The 21,276-nt window shown below is 65.8% G+C and carries 24 protein-coding genes; 12 read left to right on the forward strand and 12 right to left on the reverse strand.

Features of this window, described 5'->3' with window-relative positions; genetic code table 11:
• Positions 1-93 precede the first annotated feature (93 nt).
• Entirely contained in the window at positions 94-603 is a 510-nt protein-coding gene (locus ACFZCE_RS05760) for a DUF2062 domain-containing protein (protein ID WP_390936890.1), read from the forward strand.
• A 73-nt stretch (positions 604-676) separates the two neighbouring features.
• On the opposite strand, the gene ACFZCE_RS05765 is transcribed toward ACFZCE_RS05760, so the two are convergent.
• Together ACFZCE_RS05765 and ACFZCE_RS05770 are read right to left on the reverse strand one after the other, a co-directional pair.
• On the reverse strand, positions 677-1,453 hold the full coding sequence (locus ACFZCE_RS05765; protein ID WP_390936891.1) for an ABC transporter permease: 777 nt from the start codon (positions 1,451-1,453) through the stop codon (positions 677-679).
• Entirely contained in the window at positions 1,450-2,382 is a 933-nt protein-coding gene (locus tag ACFZCE_RS05770) for an ATP-binding cassette domain-containing protein (protein ID WP_390936893.1), read from the reverse strand. The genes ACFZCE_RS05765 and ACFZCE_RS05770 overlap by 4 nt, the downstream gene beginning before the upstream one ends.
• 323 nt (positions 2,383-2,705) lie before the next feature.
• Here ACFZCE_RS05770 and ACFZCE_RS05775 point away from each other — a divergent pair, with 323 nt between their 5' ends.
• Entirely contained in the window at positions 2,706-5,153 is a 2,448-nt protein-coding gene (locus ACFZCE_RS05775) for an acyl-CoA dehydrogenase (protein ID WP_390936894.1), read from the forward strand.
• Here ACFZCE_RS05775 and ACFZCE_RS05780 read toward each other — a convergent pair.
• A complete protein-coding gene (locus ACFZCE_RS05780; protein WP_390936896.1) occupies positions 5,127-6,293 on the reverse strand; it encodes a DNA glycosylase AlkZ-like family protein in 1,167 nt (388 codons plus the stop codon). The genes ACFZCE_RS05775 and ACFZCE_RS05780 overlap by 27 nt on opposite strands.
• Before the next feature lie 32 nt (positions 6,294-6,325).
• Positions 6,326-6,538 carry a DUF1127 domain-containing protein gene (locus ACFZCE_RS05785; RefSeq protein WP_390936898.1) on the reverse strand — a complete coding sequence of 71 codons (213 nt, stop codon included), beginning with the start codon at positions 6,536-6,538 and terminating at the stop codon, positions 6,326-6,328.
• 97 nt (positions 6,539-6,635) lie between these two features.
• Between ACFZCE_RS05785 and ACFZCE_RS05790 the strand changes: the two genes are divergently transcribed.
• From ACFZCE_RS05790 to ACFZCE_RS05800, 3 genes are all read left to right on the forward strand, one after another.
• Entirely contained in the window at positions 6,636-7,490 is an 855-nt protein-coding gene (locus tag ACFZCE_RS05790) for a LysR substrate-binding domain-containing protein (protein ID WP_390936900.1), read from the forward strand.
• Positions 7,491-7,695: 205 nt separating this feature from the next.
• The gene (locus ACFZCE_RS05795; protein WP_390936902.1) at positions 7,696-8,163 is read left to right on the forward strand and encodes a MarR family transcriptional regulator; all 468 of its coding nucleotides are present in this window, start codon (positions 7,696-7,698) and stop codon (positions 8,161-8,163) included.
• A gap of 140 nt (positions 8,164-8,303) precedes the next feature.
• Positions 8,304-8,729, forward strand: coding sequence for an Ohr family peroxiredoxin (locus ACFZCE_RS05800; protein WP_390936904.1), 426 nt, complete (start codon positions 8,304-8,306; stop codon positions 8,727-8,729).
• A gap of 60 nt (positions 8,730-8,789) precedes the next feature.
• On the opposite strand, the gene efp is transcribed toward ACFZCE_RS05800, so the two are convergent.
• Positions 8,790-9,359 (reverse strand): elongation factor P, encoded by a 570-nt coding sequence (gene efp / locus ACFZCE_RS05805; RefSeq protein WP_390936907.1) that lies wholly within the window; start codon positions 9,357-9,359, stop codon positions 8,790-8,792.
• Between the two features lie 48 nt (positions 9,360-9,407).
• Positions 9,408-10,523 (reverse strand): elongation factor P maturation arginine rhamnosyltransferase EarP, encoded by a 1,116-nt coding sequence (gene earP, locus ACFZCE_RS05810; protein WP_390936909.1) that lies wholly within the window; start codon positions 10,521-10,523, stop codon positions 9,408-9,410.
• A gap of 114 nt (positions 10,524-10,637) precedes the next feature.
• On the opposite strand from earP, the gene ACFZCE_RS05815 reads away from it, so the two are divergent.
• From ACFZCE_RS05815 to glpD, 4 genes are all read left to right on the forward strand, one after another.
• On the forward strand, positions 10,638-11,036 hold the full coding sequence (locus ACFZCE_RS05815) for a hypothetical protein (protein WP_390936911.1): 399 nt from the start codon (positions 10,638-10,640) through the stop codon (positions 11,034-11,036).
• On the forward strand, positions 11,037-11,516 hold the full coding sequence (locus ACFZCE_RS05820) for a transcription elongation factor GreAB (protein WP_390936913.1): 480 nt from the start codon (positions 11,037-11,039) through the stop codon (positions 11,514-11,516).
• 75 nt (positions 11,517-11,591) lie between these two features.
• On the forward strand, positions 11,592-12,350 hold the full coding sequence (locus tag ACFZCE_RS05825) for a DeoR/GlpR family transcriptional regulator (RefSeq protein WP_390936915.1): 759 nt from the start codon (positions 11,592-11,594) through the stop codon (positions 12,348-12,350).
• A gap of 198 nt (positions 12,351-12,548) precedes the next feature.
• Positions 12,549-14,087 carry a glycerol-3-phosphate dehydrogenase gene (gene glpD / locus ACFZCE_RS05830; protein WP_390936916.1) on the forward strand — a complete coding sequence of 513 codons (1,539 nt, stop codon included), beginning with the start codon at positions 12,549-12,551 and terminating at the stop codon, positions 14,085-14,087.
• 72 nt (positions 14,088-14,159) lie between these two features.
• Here glpD and ACFZCE_RS05835 read toward each other — a convergent pair whose 3' ends face one another.
• Complete coding sequence (locus tag ACFZCE_RS05835) at positions 14,160-14,684, reverse strand: acyloxyacyl hydrolase (RefSeq protein WP_390936918.1); 525 nt, start codon at positions 14,682-14,684, stop codon at positions 14,160-14,162.
• A 158-nt stretch (positions 14,685-14,842) separates the two neighbouring features.
• Entirely contained in the window at positions 14,843-15,628 is a 786-nt protein-coding gene (locus ACFZCE_RS05840) for a class I SAM-dependent methyltransferase (protein WP_390936920.1), read from the reverse strand.
• 90 nt (positions 15,629-15,718) lie between these two features.
• Between ACFZCE_RS05840 and ACFZCE_RS05845 the strand changes: the two genes are divergently transcribed.
• Positions 15,719-16,348, forward strand: coding sequence for an energy transducer TonB (locus tag ACFZCE_RS05845; protein ID WP_390936922.1), 630 nt, complete (start codon positions 15,719-15,721; stop codon positions 16,346-16,348).
• A 230-nt stretch (positions 16,349-16,578) separates the two neighbouring features.
• On the opposite strand, the gene ACFZCE_RS05850 is transcribed toward ACFZCE_RS05845, so the two are convergent.
• On the reverse strand, positions 16,579-17,028 hold the full coding sequence (locus ACFZCE_RS05850; protein ID WP_390936924.1) for a protein YgfX: 450 nt from the start codon (positions 17,026-17,028) through the stop codon (positions 16,579-16,581).
• On the reverse strand, positions 17,012-17,266 hold the full coding sequence (locus tag ACFZCE_RS05855; protein WP_390936926.1) for a succinate dehydrogenase assembly factor 2: 255 nt from the start codon (positions 17,264-17,266) through the stop codon (positions 17,012-17,014). Before ACFZCE_RS05855 ends, ACFZCE_RS05850 begins: the two co-directional genes overlap by 17 nt.
• A 157-nt stretch (positions 17,267-17,423) precedes the next feature.
• Here ACFZCE_RS05855 and ACFZCE_RS05860 point away from each other — a divergent pair, with 157 nt between their 5' ends.
• Together ACFZCE_RS05860 and ACFZCE_RS05865 are read left to right on the forward strand one after the other, a co-directional pair.
• Positions 17,424-18,365: a YgfZ/GcvT domain-containing protein gene (locus ACFZCE_RS05860; RefSeq protein ID WP_390936927.1), complete on the forward strand. Its 942-nt coding sequence runs from the start codon at positions 17,424-17,426 to the stop codon at positions 18,363-18,365.
• Between the two features lie 24 nt (positions 18,366-18,389).
• Positions 18,390-19,202 carry an HDOD domain-containing protein gene (locus ACFZCE_RS05865; RefSeq protein ID WP_390937494.1) on the forward strand — a complete coding sequence of 271 codons (813 nt, stop codon included), beginning with the start codon at positions 18,390-18,392 and terminating at the stop codon, positions 19,200-19,202.
• A 6-nt stretch (positions 19,203-19,208) separates the two neighbouring features.
• Here the strand turns inward: ACFZCE_RS05865 and ACFZCE_RS05870 are convergent, their stop codons facing one another.
• Complete coding sequence (locus tag ACFZCE_RS05870; protein ID WP_390936929.1) at positions 19,209-20,585, reverse strand: sensor histidine kinase N-terminal domain-containing protein; 1,377 nt, start codon at positions 20,583-20,585, stop codon at positions 19,209-19,211.
• Positions 20,578-21,246 (reverse strand): response regulator, encoded by a 669-nt coding sequence (locus tag ACFZCE_RS05875; RefSeq protein ID WP_390936931.1) that lies wholly within the window; start codon positions 21,244-21,246, stop codon positions 20,578-20,580. The genes ACFZCE_RS05870 and ACFZCE_RS05875 overlap by 8 nt, the downstream gene beginning before the upstream one ends.
• Between the last annotated feature and the right edge of the window lie 30 nt (positions 21,247-21,276).

The raw sequence follows: 21,276 nt of genomic DNA on the forward strand, positions 1-21,276 counted from the left end.
TTTACCCTTCAAGAATTGTCACAAAATCTACAAAGACCGCCCTCAGGGAATCGGCATACTGGCCACCCCAGCCCGCCCTGCCGATGACCGCCCATGGCCCGCCGCTTGCTCCAACGCTACCTGCCCGCCCCCGCCACACTGCGCCAACACCGCGGTTTGCGGCTGCTTGGGCCATTGCTCGAGCACCACGCCCTGTGGCAATGGAACCGCCGCAGCGTAGCCCGCGCCATGGGCATCGGCCTGTTCGCGGCGCTGCTGCCCATCCCCCTGCAAATGCTGCTGGCCGGCGCCCTGGCGCTGCCGGCACGGGCCAACCTGCCGATCGCCATCAGCCTGGTGTGGCTGACCAACCCGCTGACGATGGTGCCGGTGTTCTACTGCACGTATCAGGTGGGCGCGTGGCTGTTGGGCATCCCGCCGCGGCAGTTGCCAGAGGGCATGAACTGGGAGTGGATCAGCGCGCAGTTGGCCACGATGTGGCAGCCGTTTCTATTGGGGTCGGTGGTGTGCGCGGTGCTGGCGGGGCTGCTGGGGTACTACGCCACCCAGGTGCTGTGGCGTTGGTCGGTGGGCCGGCAGTGGCGCCGGCGGCGGGCGGGGTGAATCCTCGCTAGGCTGAGGCCCTCGCCCGCCATAACCTTCGTGGCGCCGGCTGTGCCGGGCAGGCAGTAAAAGGCTAGGAACGCATCCCCCGGCCACTGACCAGCAGGCGCGCGCACAGCACATACAACACCACGGTAGCGGCCAGCATGAAGGTCACCGCGGTGCCGATGCTGATGTCCGAAACCCCGAGGATGCCGTAGCGGAACGAGTTGACCATGTGCAACACCGGGTTGGCCAGGGAGATGGTCTGCCAGATCGGCGGCAACAGGTTGATCGAATAGAACACCCCGCCCAGGTAGGTCAGCGGCGTTAGCACGAAGGTCGGGATGATCGAAATATCATCGAAGTTGCGCGCGAACACCGCGTTGACGAAGCCCAGCAGCGAGAAGATCGTCGCCGTGAGCACCACCACCAGTACCGTGATGCCCAGGTGGTGCACCTGCAGGTCGGTGAAGAACAACGACAGCAGCGTGACGATCAACCCCACCGCCAGCCCGCGCAGCACGCCGCCCAGGGTGTAGCCGATAAGAATGGTGTGCGGCGACACCGGCGATACCATCAGTTCTTCGATCGAGCGCTGGAACTTGGCGCCGAAGAAACTCGATACCACGTTGCCATAGGAGTTGGTGATCACCGACATCATGATCAGCCCCGGCACGATGTACTGCATGTAGGTGAAGCCGCCCATGCCGCCGATCTGCCGGCCGATGAGGTTACCGAAGATGACGAAGTACAACACCATGGTGATGGCCGGCGGCAGCAAGGTTTGCGGCCAGATCCGCATGAAGCGGCGCACTTCCCGGTAAACGATGGTGTTCATCGCCACCATGTTGGCGGACAACTCGCTCATAGGGCCACCTTCGCCAGGTTTTTTTCCACCAGTGACACGAACAACTCCTCCAGCCGGTTGGTTTTGTTGCGCAGGCTCACCACTTCAATCTGCTGCACCGCCAGTTGGCCGAACAGCGAGGTGATGCCGGTTTTCTTGTCGACCTGCACTTCGAGGGTGTGGGCATCGACCAGCCGGCTGGGGTAGCCCTCCAGCACCGGCGCGGTGGCCAGGTCATGGCGCAGGTCAAGCAGGAAGGTCTCGACGTTCAGCTTGCCCAGCAGCTTGCGCATGCTGGTGTTCTGCACGATGGTGCCGTGGTCGATGATGCCGATGTTGCGGCACAGCTGCTCGGCTTCCTCGAGGTAGTGGGTGGTCAGGATGATCGTCGTGCCCTGGCGGTTCAGCTCGCTGAGGAAGGTCCACATCGAGCGGCGCAGCTCGATGTCCACGCCGGCGGTGGGCTCGTCGAGAATCAACAGCCGCGGCTCGTGGATCAACGCCCGGGCGATCATCAGCCGGCGCTTCATCCCGCCCGACAACGCCCGCGACGGCGTATCGCGCTTATCCCACAGGCCCAGTTGGGTGAGGTAGCGCTCAGCGCGCTCCTTGGCCACCTTCGGCGGGATGCCGTAGTAGCCGGCCTGGGTGACCACGATGTCGAAGGTTTTTTCGAACTGGTTGAAGTTGAATTCCTGCGGCACCACGCCGATCGAGCGTTTGAGCTGGGCCGGCGAGCGGTCCAGGTCATGGCCGAACACGTTGACGCTGCCGCTGGTTTTGTTCACCAGCGTGGAGAGCACGCCGATGGTGGTGGACTTGCCCGCCCCGTTGGGGCCGAGCAGGGCGAAGAAATCGCCTTCGGCAACATCAAGGTCGATACCCTTGAGGGCTTGGAAACCGTTGCCGTAGGTCTTGGTGAGCTGCCGAATGGACAGTGCTGAGGTCATGTCAGGCTTCACTTCTTAGAGGCGTTAACAGGCAGTGAGGGGCGCAAGGATGAGGGCGAAAAATGCCTTTGCAATATTTATTTATAACTTAATGTTGCGTGGGATCGCCGCATAAGTACAGCAATACCCATTGATAGTGACTATCAAGGCCGCGCGCTGATTCCCCCGGGTTGCCTGCTGTTTACGCCGGCCATCGGGCCGAAACGCCCTGCGCTTGGCTCGAACTCCCCGCCGCAACATGCAGTCACTAGCCAAACGCCCGCGCGCGGGCAAACCGTCTACGCTGCTGGGATCGCGTAGCGCTGGGCCCGGGAGGTAAACCTATGCTGTTGCTGTGGATCGTCGTTCTGCTGTTGGGTGTGGCCTGGCTGGGCCACCGCCGTACCGCCGCGGGGCCGGCCCTGGGCATCGTCGCCGCGTACCTGGTGGTGTGGGCCCTGCTGGGCCGGCATCACGCCGGCTGGCAGTTGTTCGCCTGGGTGTTGTGGGCGCTGGTGGCCGCCTTCGTGTGGTTGCCGCAGGTGCGCCAGGTGCTGTTCACTCGGCGCCTGTTCGCCTGGTTCCGCAAAACCCTGCCGCCCATGTCGAGCACCGAGCGCGAGGCGATCGATGCCGGCACCGTGTGGTGGGATGGCGAGCTGTTCAGCGGCCGGCCAGACTGGCACACCCTGCTCAACTACCCCAAGGCGCAACTCACCGCCGAGGAGCAAGCCTTCATCGACGGCCCCACCGATGAATTGTGCGCGCTGCTCACTGACTGGCAGGTTGGCCAGGCCATGGACCTCCCAGCCGAGGCCTGGGCACACATCAAGGCCCATGGCTTCTTCGCCTTGATCATCCCCAAACAGTACGGCGGCAAGGGCTTTTCCGCCTATGCCCACTCCCAGGTCGCCATGAAGCTCGCCACCCGCTGCGGCGACCTGGCCTCCACGGTGATGGTGCCCAACTCCCTGGGCCCGGCCGAACTGCTGCTGCACTACGGCACCGATGAGCAACGCGACTACTACCTGCCGCGCCTGGCCCAGGGCCAGGAGATTCCCTGCTTCGCGCTGACCGGGCCGATGGCCGGCTCCGATGCCGGCGCCATGCCCGACGTGGGTATCGTCTGCAAAGGCCAGTGGCACGGTGAGGAAGTGCTCGGCCTGCGCCTGACCTGGGAAAAACGCTACATCACCCTCGGCCCGGTGGCGACCCTGCTGGGCCTGGCGTTCAAAGCCTATGACCCGGACCACCTGCTGGGCGAGCACACCGACCTGGGCATCAGCCTGGCGCTGATCCCCACCGATACCCCCGGGGTGAACATCGGCCGCCGCCACCTGCCCCTGGGCGCGGCGTTCATGAACGGCCCGAACAGCGGCACCGACGTATTCGTGCCGCTCACACAGCTGATCGGCGGCCAGTCGATGCTCGGCAAGGGCTGGATGATGCTGATGAACTGCCTGTCGGTGGGCCGCTCGATCTCCCTGCCCGCGGTGGGCACCGGCATGGCCAAGTACACCAGCCTGGTCACCGGGCAGTACGCACGCATTCGCGAGCAGTTCAACGTGCCGCTCGCGGCCTTCGAGGGCATCCAGGAATCCATGGGGCGCATCGCCGGCAACGCCTGGTTGATGGACGGCGCGCGCATCCTGACCGCCAACGCGGTAGATCTGGGTGAAAAACCCTCGGTGCTGTCGGCCATCCTCAAGTACCACCTCACCGAGCGCGGCCGCGAGTGCATCGCCCACGCCATGGACGTGCACGGCGGCAAGGGCATCATCATGGGCCCCAACAACTACCTGGCGCGCAACTGGCTGGGCGCGCCGATCTTCATCACCGTCGAGGGGGCTAACATCCTCTCGCGCAACCTGATGATCTTCGGCCAGGGGGCGATCCGCTGCCACCCGTTCGTGCTGCGCGAAATGGCCATGGCCCAGGAGCCAGACCCCCGCCGCGCACTCGAGGGGTTCGACGCACTGCTGCTCGAACACCTGGGTTTCGCCTTCGGCAATGCCTGCAGCACCCTGGTGTTGAACCTGGGCCTGGGCGTGTTCGAGCGCCAGCCGGGGGACCACCTGAGCCAAACCTATTTCCGCGCGCTCAACCGCCAGGCCGCGGCTTTCGCCTTGGTTGCGGACCTCACCATGATGCTCCTCGGCGGCGGCCTGAAGCGCCGCGAGCGGCTGTCGGCGAGGCTGGGCGACGTGCTCAGCCACCTCTACCTGAGCAGCGCCGCGCTCAAGCGCTATCACGACCTGAACGCCCCCGAGCACCTGCGGCCGTTGGTGCGCTGGGCCCTGGAAGAAAGCCTGGGCAAGGCCGAGGAAGCCCTGAACAAGCTGATCGACAACTTCCCCAACCGGGTACTCGGCGCGCTGCTGCGGGTCCTGGTGTTCCCCTTTGGCCGTCGCCACCGCGGCACCAGCGATGCACTCGATGCCCAGGCGGCGCAAGTGATCGGCCAGCCGCAGGGCGACCCCACCCTCGAGGCGTTGCTTGAAGGCTGCTACCGGCCGCACGCCGCGGATGACGCGGTAGGCGCCCTGCAGGTGGCCTGCGACCTGCTCGACGCCGCCGCGCCGCTGCAGCGCAAACTGCACAGTGCGCTGAAAAGCGGCCAGTTGCGCCCGCTGCCTGGGGAAAACCCGATCGACGCCGCAGTCGACGCCGGCGTGCTGCAGGCTGCCGAAGGGTTGCAGTTGCGGCAGGCCGAAGCCGCGCGGCGCAAGGTGATCGACGTTGACGACTTCGCCAAAGAAGAACTGCTACCCACCCAGGGCAAGGTGCGTTAACCCTAGCCAGTCGGCCAGCGCCCGCAGTTGCTGGCCGAGTGCGTCACGGGCCTGGGCATCCAGGCCCACGCTTTCTTCGTGTATCGCGTGCACCAGCAGGGTGTCGCTGGCGCGGTCCGCGCGCAGGTCGACCCGCGCCTCGATGCGCTCGCCGTGCAAAAATGGCATCACGTAGTAGCCGTAGGTGCGCCGCGCCGCCGGCACGTAGAACTCCAGCCGATAGCGGAATTCAAACAGCCGCTCTACCCGCTCGCGGGCCCACAACAGCGAATCGAACGGTGACAACAACGCGCTGGCCACCACCTTGCGCGGCACCTTCAGGCCGGGCAGGCACCAGGCGGGTGGCTGCCAATGGCGCACGCTGCAGCGCAGCAGGCTGCCCTCCTCCTCCAGCTCTGCCAGGCGCGCCTTGCAGTCGGCGGGGCTCAGGCGGAAGTAATCGCGCAGGTCTTTTTCCGTGGCCACGCCCAAGGCGCCGGCGGCGTGCAGCAGCAGCCCACGCTGCGCCTCGGCCTCGGTAGGGGTGGCCTGGGCCAGCACCTGGGCGGGCAGCACTCGCTCGGGCAGGTCGTACAGGCGCTCAAACCCACGGCGGCTGGCCACGCACACCTCGCCGGCGGCGAACAACCATTCCAGGGCCATTTTCTCCTGGCTCCAGTCCCACCAGGGCCCGGCTTTTTCCTCGCGGGTATTCAAGGCGCCAGCCCCCACTGGGCCATGGCTGGCGACCTGATCGAGCACCCGGCTGAGTACCTCGGGCTGTTCGCGGCCAAAGCGCGCCAGTTGCTGGTAAATGCCCTCGCCCTGCGCCGCCCGCGCGTGCCGCCAGCGCAGCAATGGCTGCAGGCTGAGCGGCAACAGCGAGGCTTCATGGCCCCAGGCTTCGAACAGCCGCTGCTGGCGGCGGTTGCCCCAGGCCAGTTGGTCCAGCGCCTCACGGGAATAAGCCCCCAAGCGGGAAAACAGCGGCAGGTAATGCGAGCGCACCACGGCATTGACCGAATCCAGTTGCAGTGCGCCAAGGCGTTCGAGCATTGCCAGCAAGTGCTTGGGCTGCACCCCGCGCGCCCGTGGCGCAAAACCTTGGGCAGCCAGTGCCACGCGGCGGGCTTGCAGGGGGGTTAACTCGAGCACGGGCATGGCAAGCGTTCCTTGGGGGGCTTGCCCCTACCCTACCCTTTGTTCAGTGGGTCTTTCCAGAACGGCTGCTCGCTCTCGGTAAGGATATCTGCCCGGCTCAAGCCCAGGTCCTTGAGCGCCGTATCGCTCAACTGGGCCAACTGCCGCCGCTGCCGGTACAGCTCGAACCAGCGCAGCACGCGCGCGCCGCTGTGGATAAAAGCCTGGCCGAAGCCGACCTGTGCATAACCTTGTTGGCGTTTCATCGTGGTGCCCTCCTGAAGTGGATGGCGCCAGTGTCGGCCCGGGCGTATGATCAATCCAACGAATGTTTCTTATGCAACCCATCTCGGAGATTGATCAATGTCTCACTACCAAAGCATCGACTCCGAAGTGTTGCGCACCTTCGTCGCCATCGCCGACGAGGGCGGCTTTACCAAAGCCTCGGAAAAGGTCAACCGCACCCAATCGGCGGTGAGCATGCAAATGAAGCGGCTCGAGGAAGACGTGCTGCAACGCCAGCTGTTCGAGCGCGACGGCCGCCAAGTGCGCCTGACTGCCGAAGGGCAGGTGCTGTTGGGCTACGCGCGGCGTATTCTCAAGCTGCACAGTGAGGTGATCAACACCCTGCGTGAACCGCAGATGGTCGGCACGGTGCGCATCGGCACCCCGGATGACTACGCCATGCGCTTCTTGCCGGGGATTCTCTCCGGGTTTGCCCAGGCCTACCCGTTGGTGCAGGTCGAGGTGCACTGTGAAACCTCCAAACAGCTGCTGCAGCGCAGCGACCTCGACCTCTCGATCGTCACCCGCCAGCCCGGCGAAGGCATGGGCCAGTTGTTGCGCCAAGAGCGGTTTGTCTGGGCCGAGGCGGCGGGTTTCACACCCCACCAGCAAAGCCCGATGCCGCTGGCGATGTTCAACACCGACTGTTTCTGCCGGGCCTGGGCGTGCAACGCCCTCGATACCCTGCAACGCCCCTACCGGGTGGCCTACACCAGCCCCAGCCTGGCGGCGATCATGGCGGTGGTCAGCGCCGGGTTGGCGGTCACCGCGCAGCTGCAAAGCCTGATCACCCCGGACCTGCGGGTACTCGGCGAGGCCGACGGGCTGCCGCAGTTGCCCCTGGCCAACGTGATGCTGCTGCGCAACCCGGCCAGCGCGTCGCCGATGATAGACGCGTTGGCCGGGCATATCGCCGACGGTTTCAAGCGCTGAAGGGCTGCAGCCCGCGGGGTTTCTGAGTGCCGAGGCCTACAGCCAAGCAACATTTAGCGAACTTCTGAAGCGCTGCACCGCTCGAATTTTCAGGTGCCGGGCAAACGCGCATGGAGCGCGGTAGCGTTCGCTGGCACACTCAATACATGGGCGATCACCAAGGCATTGGCACTGCGCTCACAGCGCACCGCATTGAAGGAACAGCATGAAACCCGACCATCCTGCTACGCCCCCCACGGGCAACGACCCGTTGCTGCTGGATAACCAGTTGTGTTTCGCCTTGTATTCAACCTCGCTGTTGATGACCAAGGTGTACAAACCGCTGCTGCAGGCGCTTGGCCTGACCTACCCGCAATACCTGGCGATGCTGGTGCTGTGGGAGCGCGACGGGCTCACCGTGGGTGAAATCAGCAACCGCCTGCTGACCGACCCTGGCTCGCTCACCCCCTTGCTCAAACGCCTTGAAAGCGAAGGGTTGCTCAGCCGTACCCGGAGCAAGGACGACGAGCGCGTGGTCATCGTCAACCTCAGCGAGCAGGGCATTGCCCTCAAGCAACGGGCGCAGGAACTGCCACGCTGTATTCTCGCCGCCAGTGGCATGAGCGCTGACACCCTCAAGGCCCTGCAGCATGAACTGCTCGCCCTGCGCGGGAACCTTCAAGGCACGCTGTAAGCGCGGCCACTGCCGCCGGCGAACAGCCGTTCGTCGGCTTCAACTCTCAACTACCTTGCGCGCTAAACAAGTGGCGGATACATTATACCCATGTACTTAGCGCACTAAATATTTGCACACAACTGAACAGGAGCAAACCCATGTCCATCGAAGTCCTCTACGTCGCCACCGCCACCGCCACTGGGGGCCGTGACGGCCGCGCCACTTCCAGCGACAACCAGCTCGCCGTCAAGCTGGCAACCCCCAAGGAACTCGGCGGCGCGGGCGGTGAAGGCACCAACCCCGAGCAAATGTTCGCCGCGGGCTACTCGGCCTGCTTCATCGGCGCGCTGAAGTTCGTCGCCGCCCAGCAGAAGCAAAGCCTGCCCGCCGAGGCGAGCATTACCGCCAACGTCGGCATCGGCAAGATCGAAGGCGGCTTCGGCCTGGACATCGACCTGCGCATTAGCCTGCCAGGCCTGGAGCAGGCCACGGCGCAAGCGCTGGTCGAGGCGGCCCACCAGGTGTGCCCTTACTCCAACGCCACCCGCGGCAATGTAGACGTACGCCTGCACGTGTCGGTGTAAAACACTCGGCAACAAAAAACCCGCTCAACTGAGCGGGTTTTTTATGTTCCTGGCAAAGGCTTACTTCTTGGTACGGCCTTTGAAGGAGCTGTCGCGGGTATCGATATCGATGTATTCGTCGATTTCGATGAAGTCAGCGACTTGGATTTCGGTGCCGTTGGCCAGCTTGGCAGGCTTCATGACCTTGCCGGAGGTGTCGCCACGGGCAGCGTTTTCGGTGTAGGTCACTTTACGGCTGATGGTGGTCGGCAGTTCTACCGATACCAGGCGCTCTTCGAAGAACACGGCTTCGCAGACGTCGGTCATGCCTTCTTCGATGAACGGCAGAACGGCCTCGATGTCTTCGGCGTTCAGCTCGTACATGGTGTAGTCGGTGGTGTCCATGAAGGTGTAGCTGTCACCGCTGATGAACGACAAGGTGGCTTCCTTGCGGTCCAGGATCACGTCGTCGAGCTTGTCGTCGGCGAAGTAAACGGTTTCGGTCTTGTAACCGGTCAGCAGGTTCTTCAGCTTGGTCTTCATGATCGCGCTGTTGCGACCCGACTTGGTGAACTCAGCCTTTTGTACCAGCCATGGATCGTTGTCGATGCGCAGTACGGTACCGGGTTTCAGCTCTTTACCAGTTTTCATTACAAAATTCCGGATTCGGTGGGGGTGATGACAAATTCAAGCCGCGTATCATAGCCAATCTCGGTGAAATTGCACCAGTTCCGTGGCAAGGTCCGGCCGAGCGGCAAGCGCCGCGCACCAATCTTCGGCGTGGGCGGCCAGCTCGGCGTGGCAGGCCAGGTAGCCGGCCCAGGCGCTGGCCATGTCGCCATTGAAGTTCCAGGCATCTTGCAGGGCGGCGCAGGCCTGGCGCGCCGGCGCGCTCAACGCCTCGCTGTACAACTGCACAAACGCCTCGAGCTTGACGCGGTGGGCGTCTTCTTCCTGGGGGTAGATGTGCCACAGCAATGGCCGCCCGGCCCACTGCGCGCGCACGAAGGAATCTTCACCGCGCACGGCGTTGAAGTCACAGGCCCAGAGCAAGCGGTCGTAGGCATCCTGCTCGACGAACGGCAGCGCCTGGACCACCAGCGCGCCCCGTTGCAGCGGCGTGCCCACCGCCAGCGGCTCGCCCAGCCAGGCCACCACGCCCGCCTCGATGCGCCCCTGCGGCACCAACAGGTGCACAGGCCGCGGGCTGGCGGCCAAGCCTTCGAGCCAACTGCCCAGGGCCGGGTTTTCGTAGGCGAACAGCGAACACAGCAGCGTGCCAGCAGCCGGCCGCACCCCCAGGCTGGCGAGAAACCCGGCCCGGTCGAACTGTTGGCGGCTGGCCAGCAGGGCCGCCTCGCGCAGCAGGCCACCGGTGTCTTCGCGAAACCCTGGGAAGAAGAAAAACTTCTGGTAACCCTTGGCCCAGAACGACGGCAAGCGATGGCAGCCGCCAACCCAGGTTTCCGCGCTCAGGTAGTCGAGGTTCAGCCACAGCGCCCGTTCGCTACGGGCATCCAGCGCGGCCACATAGGCTTCGGGCAGCTTGCAGCCAAAGGCCTCGATCACCACCCCAGGGACCTCCACCGGCTGCCATTGCGCCGGCCACTGGCGCACATCCACCCCCGCCTGCCACTGCTGCGCGGCGCTGGCGCTGGCCCCGGGGCACAAGCGGGCAAAGGGGGTGAGGTCATCGACCCACAGCCGCACGGCCAGGCCGTGCTCGGCCACCAACTGCCGCGCCAGGCGCCAGGTCACCCCGATGTCGCCGTAGTTATCCACCACTTTGCAGAAAATATCCCAGCTGTGCGTCATCGGTTTGGCCATCGGCGAGAACAAGCCCGGCATTGTGCCGGCTGGCGCGGGCCGGGCCAAGCCTGGCAGCGCTGTGCGACAATGGCCTTCCGTTGAACGCCGTGCGGAGCCGCCATGAACACACGCCTACACCCCTTGCAGTTGGCCCTGGGCATTGCCCTGGGGCTGTGGCTGGGCTTCATCGCCATTGGCCTGACCGGCTGGCTGGCCTGGCGCCAGTGGGGCCCGCAGGTGGCCGCGCCGTTGGCCGCCGTGACCCGCCTGGCAACGCCACCGGCAGCCGCGCCCACGGGCCCGGGCAACGTTGCGCCGCCTGCCGCGCCAGCCAGCAGCGAAGCGATGTTCCAGCAATACCAGCAGAACCTCCACAGCCAGGAGCTGCGCCAGGTGGAGCGCGCCGCGCGGGCCGATGCCAGCAACCAGGGCAACCCCCAGTGCCAGTTCTGGCTGGAGCAATCGCGCAACGCCCCCAACGAACAAAACCGCGAAAACGTGGCCAGGTTCTGCAATTAAATGGACAAGCACGCCCTGCTCGGCCGCCTGATCGCCACCCTCGCGCAAGACCACGAGGTACTGCTGCGGGCGGTGCAAACCGCCCGTGAGGCGGCCACCCACGAAGAGAGCAAAGCCGAGAACAAGTACGACACCCGCGGCCTGGAGGCCTCTTACCTGGCCCACGGCCAGGCCCGCCGGCTTGAGGAAATCGCCCAGGCGCTACAGCGCTTTCGCGCGCTGGTGGTGGCCCCCCATGCTGCGGAGCTGGGCATCCGCACCGGCGACCTGGTGCACCTGGCCGATGGCCAGGGCCGTGAACGCTGGGTGTTCCTTGGCCCGGACGCCGCGGGCCTGCAGGGCACCTGCGAAGCCGGCCCGTGCCTGGTGATCACCAGCCAATCCCCCCTGGGCCAAGCGCTGCACGGCCAGGGCGAAGGCGCTGAGGTGAAGCTGGCCGTCGGCGGCGGGCAGCACTACGAGGTGCTCGCGGTGTATTGAGGTGGCCGGCGGATTGTCCTACAGGGCAGCCCTGCGGCATCATGCCCGCACCCCAAGGCAGCCCAAGGACCGCCCATGAACCTGCCCCCCCGCCAGCAACAGATCCTCGAGCTGGTGCGCGAACGCGGTTACGTCAGCATCGAAGAAATGGCCCAGCAGTTCGTGGTCACCCCGCAAACCATTCGGCGTGACATCAACCAACTGGCCGAAGCCAACCTGCTGCGCCGCTACCACGGCGGTGCCGCCTACGACTCGAGCATCGAGAACACCGCCTACGCCATGCGCGCCGACCAGATGCGCGACGAAAAACAGCGCATCGCCGACAAGGTCGCCCAGCAGATCCCCGACCACGCCTCGGTGTTCATCAACATCGGCACCACCACCGAATGCATCGCCCGCGCGCTGCTCAACCACAGCCAGCTCAAGGTGATCACCAACAACCTGCACGTGGCCTCGATCCTCAGCGGCAAGGACGACTTCGAAGTGCTGCTGGCCGGCGGCACCGTGCGCCGTGACGGCGGCGTGGTCGGCCAGGCCAGCGTCGACTTCATTCATCAGTTCAAGGTCGACTACGCGCTGGTGGGGATCAGCGGCATCGACGAAGAAGACGGCAGCCTGCTCGACTTCGATTACCAGGAAGTTCGCGTGTCTCAGGCGATCATCGCCAACGCCCGGCAGGTAATCCTCGCCGCGGACTCCAGCAAGTTCGGCCGCAACGCCATGGTGCGGCTGGGTTCGATCGGGCTGGTCGACTGCCTGGTCACCGACACCGCCCCCACCCCCTCGCTGATCGACGTACTCAATCAGCACAAGGTCCGCCTGGAAGTGGTCTGACCGCTCTCGCGCCGCCTGTTCAGCCAGGCGGCGATGTTCGCAAATGTTCTTTTTCTGTGCACTTTGATCAGAACTTTCAATCGAAGGTGGCTGGCAAGGTGCGTTTTATTGAGCTACCATTTTCGAAAATGAACATTGATGTTCGGTTTCACTGCCTTGCGAAGCCGACCACGCAGCGAACCGCTGGAGGCCTGCCCGATGCCGCATACCCTGCAAAACACCCCACCCCTGGCTGAAGTCTATGACGTGGCCGTGATCGGCGGCGGCATCAATGGCGTGGGCATTGCCACCGACGCCGCCGGGCGCGGGCTGTCGGTGTTCCTGTGCGAAAAGGACGACCTCGCCCAGCACACCTCCTCGGCCAGCAGCAAGCTGATCCACGGTGGCCTGCGCTACCTGGAACACTACGAATTCCGCCTGGTGCGCGAAGCCTTGGCGGAACGCGAGGTACTGCTGGCCAAGGCACCGCACATCGTCAAGCCGCTGCGCTTCGTGCTGCCGCACCAGCCGCACTTGCGCCCCGCCTGGATGATCCGCGCCGGGCTGTTTTTGTACGACCACCTCGGCAAGCGGGAAAAACTGCCCGCCTCGCGCAGCCTGCGCTTTGGCCCGCGCAACCCGTTGAAGGCCGAACTCAAGCGCGGTTTCGAATATTCCGACTGCTGGGTCGACGACGTCCGCCTGGTGGTGCTCAACGCCATGGCCGCCCGCGACCTCGGCGCGCACATCCACACTCGCACCCGCTGCGTGAGCGCACGGCGCGCCAACGGCCTGTGGCATGTGAACCTCGAACGCGCCGACGGCAGCCTGTTTTCGCTGCGCGCCAAGGCGCTGGTCAATGCCGCCGGCCCTTGGGTGGCCAAGCTGATCCGCGAAGACCTGCAACTGCCCTCCGCCTACGGTATTCGCCTGATCCAGGGCAGCCACTTGATCGTGCCGCGGTTGTACGAGGGCGACCACGCCTACATTCTGCAAAACGAAGACAAACGCATCGTGTTTGCCATCCCCTACCTCGACCAGTTCACCCTGATCGGCACCACCGACCGCGAATACACCGGGGACCCGGCCAAGGTGGCGATCACCGAGGAAGAGACCGATTACATCCTCACGGTGATCAACAACCACTTCAAACATCAGCTGTCGCGGGCCGACATCCTGCGCACCTACTCGGGCGTGCGCCCGCTGTGCAACGATGAGTCCGACAACCCCTCGGCGATCACCCGCGACTACACCCTGTCGCTCAATGCCGAAGGCGGTGAACCGCCGTTGCTGTCGGTGTTCGGCGGCAAGCTGACCACCTACCGCAAGCTGGCCGAATCGGCGATGGCCGAGTTGCTGCCGTTCTTCACCCAAATGAAGGGCAGTTGGACGGCCAAGGCGCCGCTGCCCGGCGGCGAAGGCATGGACACCCCGCAGGCCCTGGCCGCGGAAATTCGCGGGCGCCAGCCGTGGGTGCCACAGCCGCTGGCCTTGCGCTGGGCACGCACTTACGGTTCACGCACCTGGGGACTGCTCGAGGGGGTGAACGATGCCGCCGGCCTGGGCGAGGATTTCGGTGCCGGGTTGAGCGCGCGTGAGGTGGATTACCTGTGCGCGCAGGAGTGGGCCGGCAGCGCCGAAGACATCCTCTGGCGCCGGACCAAGCTGGGGTTGTTTCTCGATGCGGGCCAGCAGAAGGCGCTGGCGCTGTACCTTCAGAAGCGCCTGGCCTCGGCGGGGAAGACTGAAGCCGCGTGAGCCGGCATCAAGGCCCCTTCGGCCGGGATGCCAGGCCACGGCATCCCACAGGGCTGAGGGGCCTTCAACGCACTACAGGCTATGGCTATAGAACAGTGAGTACGACTCGATCCCGTCGTTCGGTTCTTTGATCCCGCCATTGGAATAGTGAATCGCCCGCAGCCCCACCCGCTGGGTATCCCCCAGGTTCAGGCCGAAGCCGATACGGTCTTCGAAGTTGAACGCCGAACCCAGCTTCTGGTCGCCGGCCTCGGCGCCGGAGAACACCGACACGCCAATCCCCGCCTCGACGAACGGCTTGTAGTAGCCATGGCCGAACTCGTAAACGAACACCGGCGAGAACGACAGCGCATGGCGGCCGGAGGCCTGGTCGCCACCTTCCCAGTAGGTGTAGCCCAGGTCCCAGTAGCCAGTCAGGTGGCCGGCGGAGCTTTGCCACCACTGTTTATCCCACTTCCAACCCATGCCCAGGCGGTAGGTCATGTCGCCCTGGCCGGTGATCCCGGCGGCGCCGGTGATCTCGGCGGCCTGTGCGCTGCCTAGGGTGGCCAGGCCGAGCGCGGCGGCGCCCAGCCAGCCGATCAACGTAGTGTTCATGCACGCGTGTCCTTATTCATCAGGCTGAACCTTCCCCTCACGGTCAGGGAAAGTAAGCAGCCTAATGGTTCGCTACGCCAACATAAACGGCACAATAAGCAAAGAGTCTTTCCATATACGTAAAAATTCGGACAACAACCCACCCGCGGAAAAACCCGTTACAGAGGCTTCAGTGATTTGAGCGGGTAGATGTCGTAGCGGCTCGACTTACCCTCGAGCACCAGCCCCGGCTTGGGCCCGTCAATCGCCGGCGCCTTGCGCGGGCGCTTGACCACCACCCGGTGGCTGGCCAGCGCCAGGGCCGCCTGCAACAGCCCGGGGGCGTCGAGGTCGTCGCCGACCAAGGGGCGAAACAGGCGCATTTCCTTTTTCACCAGGGCGCTTTTGTCACGGTGCGGAAACATCGGGTCGAGATAGACCACCTGCGGCGGGGTGCCGGCCCACTGCGCCATGTGCTCGATGGCATTGCCCTGGCGCAGGCGCATGCGCGCCACGATCGGCGCGGTGCCGGCGTCCGCGGCGGCCCGCGCCAAGCCATCGGCCAGCAGCGCGGCGACCACTGGCTGGCGCTCCAGCAGGTGCATCTCGCAGCCCAGGCAGGCCAGCACGAAGGCATCGCCGCCCAGGCCAGCGGTGGCGTCGAGCACCAGCGGCCTCACCCCGGGCTGCACGCCCACGGCCTTGGCGATCATTTGCCCGCTGCCGCCGCCGAACTGGCGCCGGTGCGCCGCGCCGCCTTCGACGAAATCGACCCGCACCGAGCCCGGCGCCTGCGGGCCCAGTTGCTGCAGTTGCAGCCCGGCCTCGCCCAGTTGCAGGGCCAGCTCTGCCTGGCCATCGAACATCGGCAGGCCCAAGTGTGCCGCCAGGGCCTGTGCCGGGCCTTCAAAGGCCGGGCCCAGCGCCTGTACCTGCAGGCAGGGCGCCGTTTGTCGCTCTTGCATTAAAGTTTCCCAAGGCTGTTAAAGCAGCCGCGCAAATGGCCGATACTCACCAAGACCGGTATTTTGCCAGAACCCACGTGCCCTGACGCCATGCCCGACCTCGTCTTTACCCCGACAGGCTTCGTTCGCCCGGTTGGGAATTTCAGCCAGCGCAACGTCCAGACCCTCAGCGGCAACAGCGCGCTGTGGCAGGACTTCTTCGCCCGCGCCCAAGCTGAGCGGCGTGGCGACGTGCCGGCCGATGGCAGTGCCGAGGTGTTCACCCTGCCGGAAGTGATCGGCCCCGATGGCGAGCCCTTGAGCGGCAGCCAAACGCTGCAGGAGATCCAACTGCAGCGCAACCTGCCGATCAGCGACCGCCAGTTGCTGCCGCCAGAGCCGTTGTTCCTGCCCAAGGCGGAATTCGACACCAGCCTGCTGCCGCCGCCGAACACCCCCTACCCGCCGGAAGACATCGCCCAGCAGCAATACGAGCTGCAATTCGACGAAGCCTGGGCGCGCCCGGTGGTGATGAAATACGGCAAACCCATTCCCACCCCAGGCCCCGGCCCAGCGCCGCGCTCGCTGTACCTGCCGATCGCCGAATTCGACGCCAGCCTGCTGCCGCCGCCGAACACGCCCTACCCGCCCGAAGAAATGGCCAACCAGCAGTTCGAGTTGCAATTCGACGAAGCGTGGGCGCGGCCGGTGGTGTTGGGGAATATTCGAGTGTCGGCGTAACAGCGACAGGCCTATCGCCCGGCACAGCCGGCCTCCCACGGGTTCTGTGTTACCCCGTAAATCAAGTACTTACACGGTGGGAGGCCGGCTGTGCCGGGCGATAGGCCCTGAAGCTCATGCACACATTCAGCAGAGCTCACAGATTGATCCCCTCCATGAAGCCCTGAAATCGCTTAAGTGAACAACATTACGGCACAGCCGGCCCACGGGCTTAGCGGTGTTGCTAGGCCCTAAACTTGTGAAAAACGCCGCCGGCTGAACCCCAGCCGCACCCGTAACCGGCGATGAGCCTCGGCGGCCATGGCATCCGCCGGCACGCATTGGCTGCGCACCCACCACTGCCCAGGCAGGCGATAACGCAGGATCACCAACCCCGGCATCACCACGGTATCCGGCCGCAACTGCGCCAGGTGCCAGCCCCGGGCGCGGCTGAACAGCCACCAGCGCTCGCCCTCGCGGCGCAGGCCAGTGACCGCCGCCGGGTGCGACAGCCACAGCTGGCGCGGCAGCACCCAGGCGACCGCGGCGAGCAACGCCAGTACCACAAGCAGGCGCGGCCAAGCCGGCAGCGCCAAAGCGAAGGCGGCGAGCAATGAACAGAAAGCGACGCCGGCAAACCCCCGCTGCAGCCAGGGCGAAGGGCCCCAGCGGCATTCGAAGGGGTTACTTGGGTTGGACACGGTCCAGGATCATCCGGACCATGCGCTGCAGCTCAGGGTCTTCGGATTCGCCGCGCTCCATGAACCAGACGAACATGTCTTGGTCTTCGCATTCGAGCAGGCGCACGTAGAGGGCGCGGTCGACGTCGTTGAGGGTGGCGTACACTTCCTGGACGAACGGCACCAGCAGTACGTCGAGCTCGAGCATGCCACGGCGGCTGTGCCAGAAAAGGCGGTTGAGTTCTACACGGTCGACCATGGGGCCCTCCTCGAAAAGGCCGCCAGTATACAGGCGCCCCCGGCCGCTGGCACGCCATCGGTAAGCCGCGGGCGTGACAATGTTATTCGGCGCGCGGTAGGTTTTTTCCCCGGTGGCCTTTATGATGGCCTGCATTATTGAAGAGTGCCCTGTGCCCATGGCCGATTCTGCCTTTTACTGCCCTTTGTCCCATGAGGGCGTGCTTGCCGTTCGCGGCTCGGACGCGCGCAAATTCCTGCAGGGGCAACTGACCTGCAACCTCAACTACCTCGACGACACCCACGCCAGCCTGGGCGCCCGTTGCACGCCCAAGGGGCGCATGCAGTCGAGCTTCGGCATCGTGCTGCACGCCGACGGCTGCCTGCTGGCAATGGCCAGCGAGCTGCTGCAGCCGCAACTGGCCGACCTGAAAAAATACGCGGTGTTCTCCAAGGCCACCCTCAGCGACGACAGCGCGCAATGGCAGCGCTTCGGCCTGCACGGCGGCGACGCCGCGCTGGCGGCGCTGGGCCTGGCGCTGCCGGCCGAAGCCCATGCGGTGGCCCGCGCCGGCGACTGCCTGGCGATCCGCGTATCGCCCGGGCGCGCCGAACTGTGGGTGCCGGCGGCGGCCGCCGCGGCCACCGAGCAAGTGCTGGGGCAACACCTTGAGGCCGCCGCGCTCGGCGCCTGGCTGCTGGGGCAGATTCGTGCCGGCGTGGGCCAGGTGTTCGAGCAAACCCGCGAGCTGTTCATCCCGCAGATGATCAACCTGCAGGCGGTGGGTGGGGTGAGCTTCAAGAAGGGCTGCTACACCGGCCAGGAAATCGTCGCGCGCATGCAGTACCTGGGCAAGCTCAAACGCCGCCAGTACCGCCTGCGCCTGCCCGGCAGCCAAGTGCCGGCGCCGGGCACGCCGCTGTTCTCGCCGGTGCACAGCAGCGCGGTGGGCGAAGTGGTGCTGGCCGCGCGCGCTGGCGATGGCGTCGAGTTGTTGGGTGTGTTGCAGGCCGATGCGGCCGTGGACGGCAACATTCATCTGGGCGAAGCAGGCGAGACGGCGCTGGAAGTGCTAGACCTGCCCTATGAGCTCGATCGCGATCGCGAGATCCAGCGCTAGGGCTGCACAAGGTGCCAGGCAATGATCAACACGCTAGCTGAAACGGTTCAAGCCGACCTGCTCGAAGCCATCGAGCGGGACACCCTCATGCTGCCGACCCTTCCGGAAGTCGCCCTGGCAATCCGCAAGGCCGCCGAAGACAGCGAAGTGAGCGTGACCGAACTGAGCCGGGTGATCGGCCGCGACACCGCGCTCAGCGCGCGGCTGATCAAAGTGGTCAACAGCCCGCTGTTGCGCAGCCAGGTCGAGGTCACCACGCTGCACACGGCGATCACCCGGCTGGGGGTGAACTACACCTGCAACCTGGCCGTGGGGCTGGTGATCGAACAGATCTTCAACGCCCGCTCGCCGGTGGTAGAGCGCAAGATGCGCGACAGCTGGGCGACCAGCGTGGCGGTGGCGGGGCTGGCCTACGAGCTGTGCCGGCGCACTCAGAAGCTCAAGGCCGACCAGGCCGCGCTGGCGGGGATGGTGCACCTGATCGGCGTGCTGCCGATCCTCACCTACGCCGAAGACCACAACGACCTGCTGGCCGACCCGGTGTGCCTGAACCACATCATCGAGAGCATCCACCCGGTGATCGGCAGCAAGATCCTGCGCCGCTGGGAGTTCCCCCGCGCCCTGGCCGAGGTGCCGCTGTTCCACCTCGAATACGAGCGCGAGCAACCCCAGGCCGACTACGCCGACGTGGTGCAGATGGCCGCCCTGTTGAACAAGCCCGTCGAGCAGCGCCTGTTCATGAGCAAGCTGCCGGCCTATCAGCGCATGGGCATGGAGTTCCTCGACCCGCCGCTGTCGGGCAGCGAGGTGGTCGAGGCCAAGGCGATGCTGGCCTAGGCGGCCTCAGGGGAAGGTCACCCGCACCCGCAAGCCGCCTGCCGCGCCATCATGCAGGCTGATCTGCGCCCGGTGCGCGCGGCAGATCTCGCCGACGATCGCCAGGCCCAACCCGGCGCCCTGGGCGGTACCGCGGTAAAAACGCTCGAATACCCGCTCGCGCTCATTCAGCGGGATGCCCGGGCCGTCGTCTTCCACCTCCAGCACACCCGGCGCCAGCACCCGCAATGTGACGTTGCCACCGGCCGGGGTATGGGCCAGGGCGTTGTCGAGCAGGTTGCTGATCAGCTCGTGGAGCAGGGTCGGCTCGCCGCGCACGCTCACTTCCTGGTCAGCCTCCAGCGCCAGGCTGACGCCACGCTTGTGCGCCAGCGCGGCCATCGCCAGGCCCAGTTCGCGGGCCACGACGCGCAGGTCGAGGTGCTGGGCGCCGCCTTCGGCGATCACCCGCGCGCCGTGCTCGATACGCGCCAACGACAGCAACTGGTTGGCCAGGTGGGCCAGGCGGTCGGTGCCGGCCACGCTGTCACGCAGGGTTTGCTGCCACAGCTCGGGCTGGCGCAGGCCCAGCTCCATCCGCGCCTTCAGCGCCGCCAGCGGCGTGCGCAGCTCGTGGGCGGCCTCGGCGATGAACTGCCCCTGGCGCTCGAACTGCTCGCGCAGGCGCTCGGTGAAATGATCCAGGGCCTGCACCAGCGGCTCCAGCTCGCGCTGTACATCCTCACGGGGCAACGGCCGCAGGTCGTCGAGGCGGCGCTCTTCCACCGAGCGGCGCAGACGCTCGAGCGGGCGCAGCGCACCGCTGACGGTGATCCACACCAGCAGCACCGCGCCGGCGCCGAGCATGCCCAGGCGCAGCAGGGTGTCGGCCATCAGGTCACGGGCCATGCGCACGCGGGCTTCTTCGGTTTCGGCCACGCGGATCTCGGCCATGCCGGTCATGTTCGGCTCGCTGACCGCCTTGAGCAGGCTCACCACGCGCACGTTCTGGCCTAGGTAGCGGGCGTTGTAGAAGCGCGCCAGGGCCGGGTAGCTGTCGGTGCGCGGGGTGTTGGCCGGTGGTGGCGGCAGGTTTTCGTAACCGGAAATCAACCGCTGGTGGATGTCATTGACCTGGTAGTAAATGCGCCCGGCGCTGTCGTAGGCGAAGGTGTCCAGGGCCACGTAGGGCACGTCGACGCTGAGGCTGCCGTCGCGCTGGGTGAGGTTGGCGGCGATGGTCCGCGCCGAGGCCAGCAGGGTGCGGTCGTAGGCGGTGTCGGCAGCCTGGCGGCCGTTCCAGTAGGCCGATAAGCCACTGGCCAGCATCAGCAAGGTGAGCAGCGCCACCAGGTTGCGCAGCAGCCGCCAGCGCAGGCTGCCGGCGCGGGCGGCCTCAAGCATCGCGGCTTTCCAGCAGGTAGCCGAGGCCGCGGAAGGTGACGATCGCCACCTCCTGGCCGAGCTTCTTGCGCAGGCGGTGCACGTAGATCTCGATCGCGTCGGGGCTGGCGCCTTCGTCCAGGCCGAACACCTGCCCGGCCAGTTGCTCCTTGCTCATCACCCGCCCAGGCCGGGCAATCAGCGCCTCGAGCACGGCCTGCTCGCGGGAGGTGAGGCTCAGCGGCTGCTCGCCCAGTGTGAAGCGGCGGCTGTCGACCTCGTACACCAGCGGCCCACAGCGTTGCTGGCGCTCGCCGCCAAGCACGGTGCGGCGCAGCATGGCCTTGACCCGCGCTTCCAGCTCGCTCAGCTCGAACGGCTTGGCCAGGTAGTCGTCGGCGCCCAGGTTCAGCCCGTGCACGCGGTCTTTCACGTCGCTGCGGGCAGTGAGCATCAGCACTGGGAGGTTTTGCCCACGGTCACGCAGCCGCGCCAACACCTGAAAGCCATCGAGCCGCGGCAAGCCCACGTCGAGGATCACCAAGGCATATTGCTCGCTGGCCAGGGCCAGGTCGGCGGCGATGCCATCGTGCAGCACATCGACGGTCAAACCGGCGCCCTTGAGCGCCTGGGCCACGCTGTCGGCCAGGGGCAGGTGGTCTTCGACCAGCAGCACACGCATTGTTGTTCTCCATCATGCAAGCAGGTTGGG

It is taken from the genome of Pseudomonas sp. NPDC007930, assembly GCF_042958985.1.
Taxonomy (GTDB): domain Bacteria; phylum Pseudomonadota; class Gammaproteobacteria; order Pseudomonadales; family Pseudomonadaceae; genus Aquipseudomonas.

Bases quoted from the DNA above. Each gene is read 5' to 3' on its own strand.
- ACFZCE_RS05760 (WP_390936890.1), top strand. From the start codon at position 94: ATGGCCCGCCGCTTGCTCCAACGCTACCTGCCCGCCCCCGCCACACTG.
- ACFZCE_RS05765 (WP_390936891.1), bottom strand. From the start codon at position 1,453: ATGAGCGAGTTGTCCGCCAACATGGTGGCGATGAACACCATCGTTTAC.
- ACFZCE_RS05770 (WP_390936893.1), bottom strand. From the start codon at position 2,382: ATGACCTCAGCACTGTCCATTCGGCAGCTCACCAAGACCTACGGCAAC.
- ACFZCE_RS05775 (WP_390936894.1), top strand. From the start codon at position 2,706: ATGCTGTTGCTGTGGATCGTCGTTCTGCTGTTGGGTGTGGCCTGGCTG.
- ACFZCE_RS05780 (WP_390936896.1), bottom strand. From the start codon at position 6,293: ATGCCCGTGCTCGAGTTAACCCCCCTGCAAGCCCGCCGCGTGGCACTG.
- ACFZCE_RS05785 (WP_390936898.1), bottom strand. From the start codon at position 6,538: ATGAAACGCCAACAAGGTTATGCACAGGTCGGCTTCGGCCAGGCTTTT.
- ACFZCE_RS05790 (WP_390936900.1), top strand. From the start codon at position 6,636: ATGTCTCACTACCAAAGCATCGACTCCGAAGTGTTGCGCACCTTCGTC.
- ACFZCE_RS05795 (WP_390936902.1), top strand. From the start codon at position 7,696: ATGAAACCCGACCATCCTGCTACGCCCCCCACGGGCAACGACCCGTTG.
- ACFZCE_RS05800 (WP_390936904.1), top strand. From the start codon at position 8,304: ATGTCCATCGAAGTCCTCTACGTCGCCACCGCCACCGCCACTGGGGGC.
- efp (WP_390936907.1), bottom strand. From the start codon at position 9,359: ATGAAAACTGGTAAAGAGCTGAAACCCGGTACCGTACTGCGCATCGAC.
- earP (WP_390936909.1), bottom strand. From the start codon at position 10,523: ATGACGCACAGCTGGGATATTTTCTGCAAAGTGGTGGATAACTACGGC.
- ACFZCE_RS05815 (WP_390936911.1), top strand. From the start codon at position 10,638: ATGAACACACGCCTACACCCCTTGCAGTTGGCCCTGGGCATTGCCCTG.
- ACFZCE_RS05820 (WP_390936913.1), top strand. From the start codon at position 11,037: ATGGACAAGCACGCCCTGCTCGGCCGCCTGATCGCCACCCTCGCGCAA.
- ACFZCE_RS05825 (WP_390936915.1), top strand. From the start codon at position 11,592: ATGAACCTGCCCCCCCGCCAGCAACAGATCCTCGAGCTGGTGCGCGAA.
- glpD (WP_390936916.1), top strand. From the start codon at position 12,549: ATGCCGCATACCCTGCAAAACACCCCACCCCTGGCTGAAGTCTATGAC.
- ACFZCE_RS05835 (WP_390936918.1), bottom strand. From the start codon at position 14,684: ATGAACACTACGTTGATCGGCTGGCTGGGCGCCGCCGCGCTCGGCCTG.
- ACFZCE_RS05840 (WP_390936920.1), bottom strand. From the start codon at position 15,628: ATGCAAGAGCGACAAACGGCGCCCTGCCTGCAGGTACAGGCGCTGGGC.
- ACFZCE_RS05845 (WP_390936922.1), top strand. From the start codon at position 15,719: ATGCCCGACCTCGTCTTTACCCCGACAGGCTTCGTTCGCCCGGTTGGG.
- ACFZCE_RS05855 (WP_390936926.1), bottom strand. From the start codon at position 17,266: ATGGTCGACCGTGTAGAACTCAACCGCCTTTTCTGGCACAGCCGCCGT.
- ACFZCE_RS05860 (WP_390936927.1), top strand. From the start codon at position 17,424: ATGGCCGATTCTGCCTTTTACTGCCCTTTGTCCCATGAGGGCGTGCTT.
- ACFZCE_RS05870 (WP_390936929.1), bottom strand. From the start codon at position 20,585: ATGCTTGAGGCCGCCCGCGCCGGCAGCCTGCGCTGGCGGCTGCTGCGC.
- ACFZCE_RS05875 (WP_390936931.1), bottom strand. From the start codon at position 21,246: ATGCGTGTGCTGCTGGTCGAAGACCACCTGCCCCTGGCCGACAGCGTG.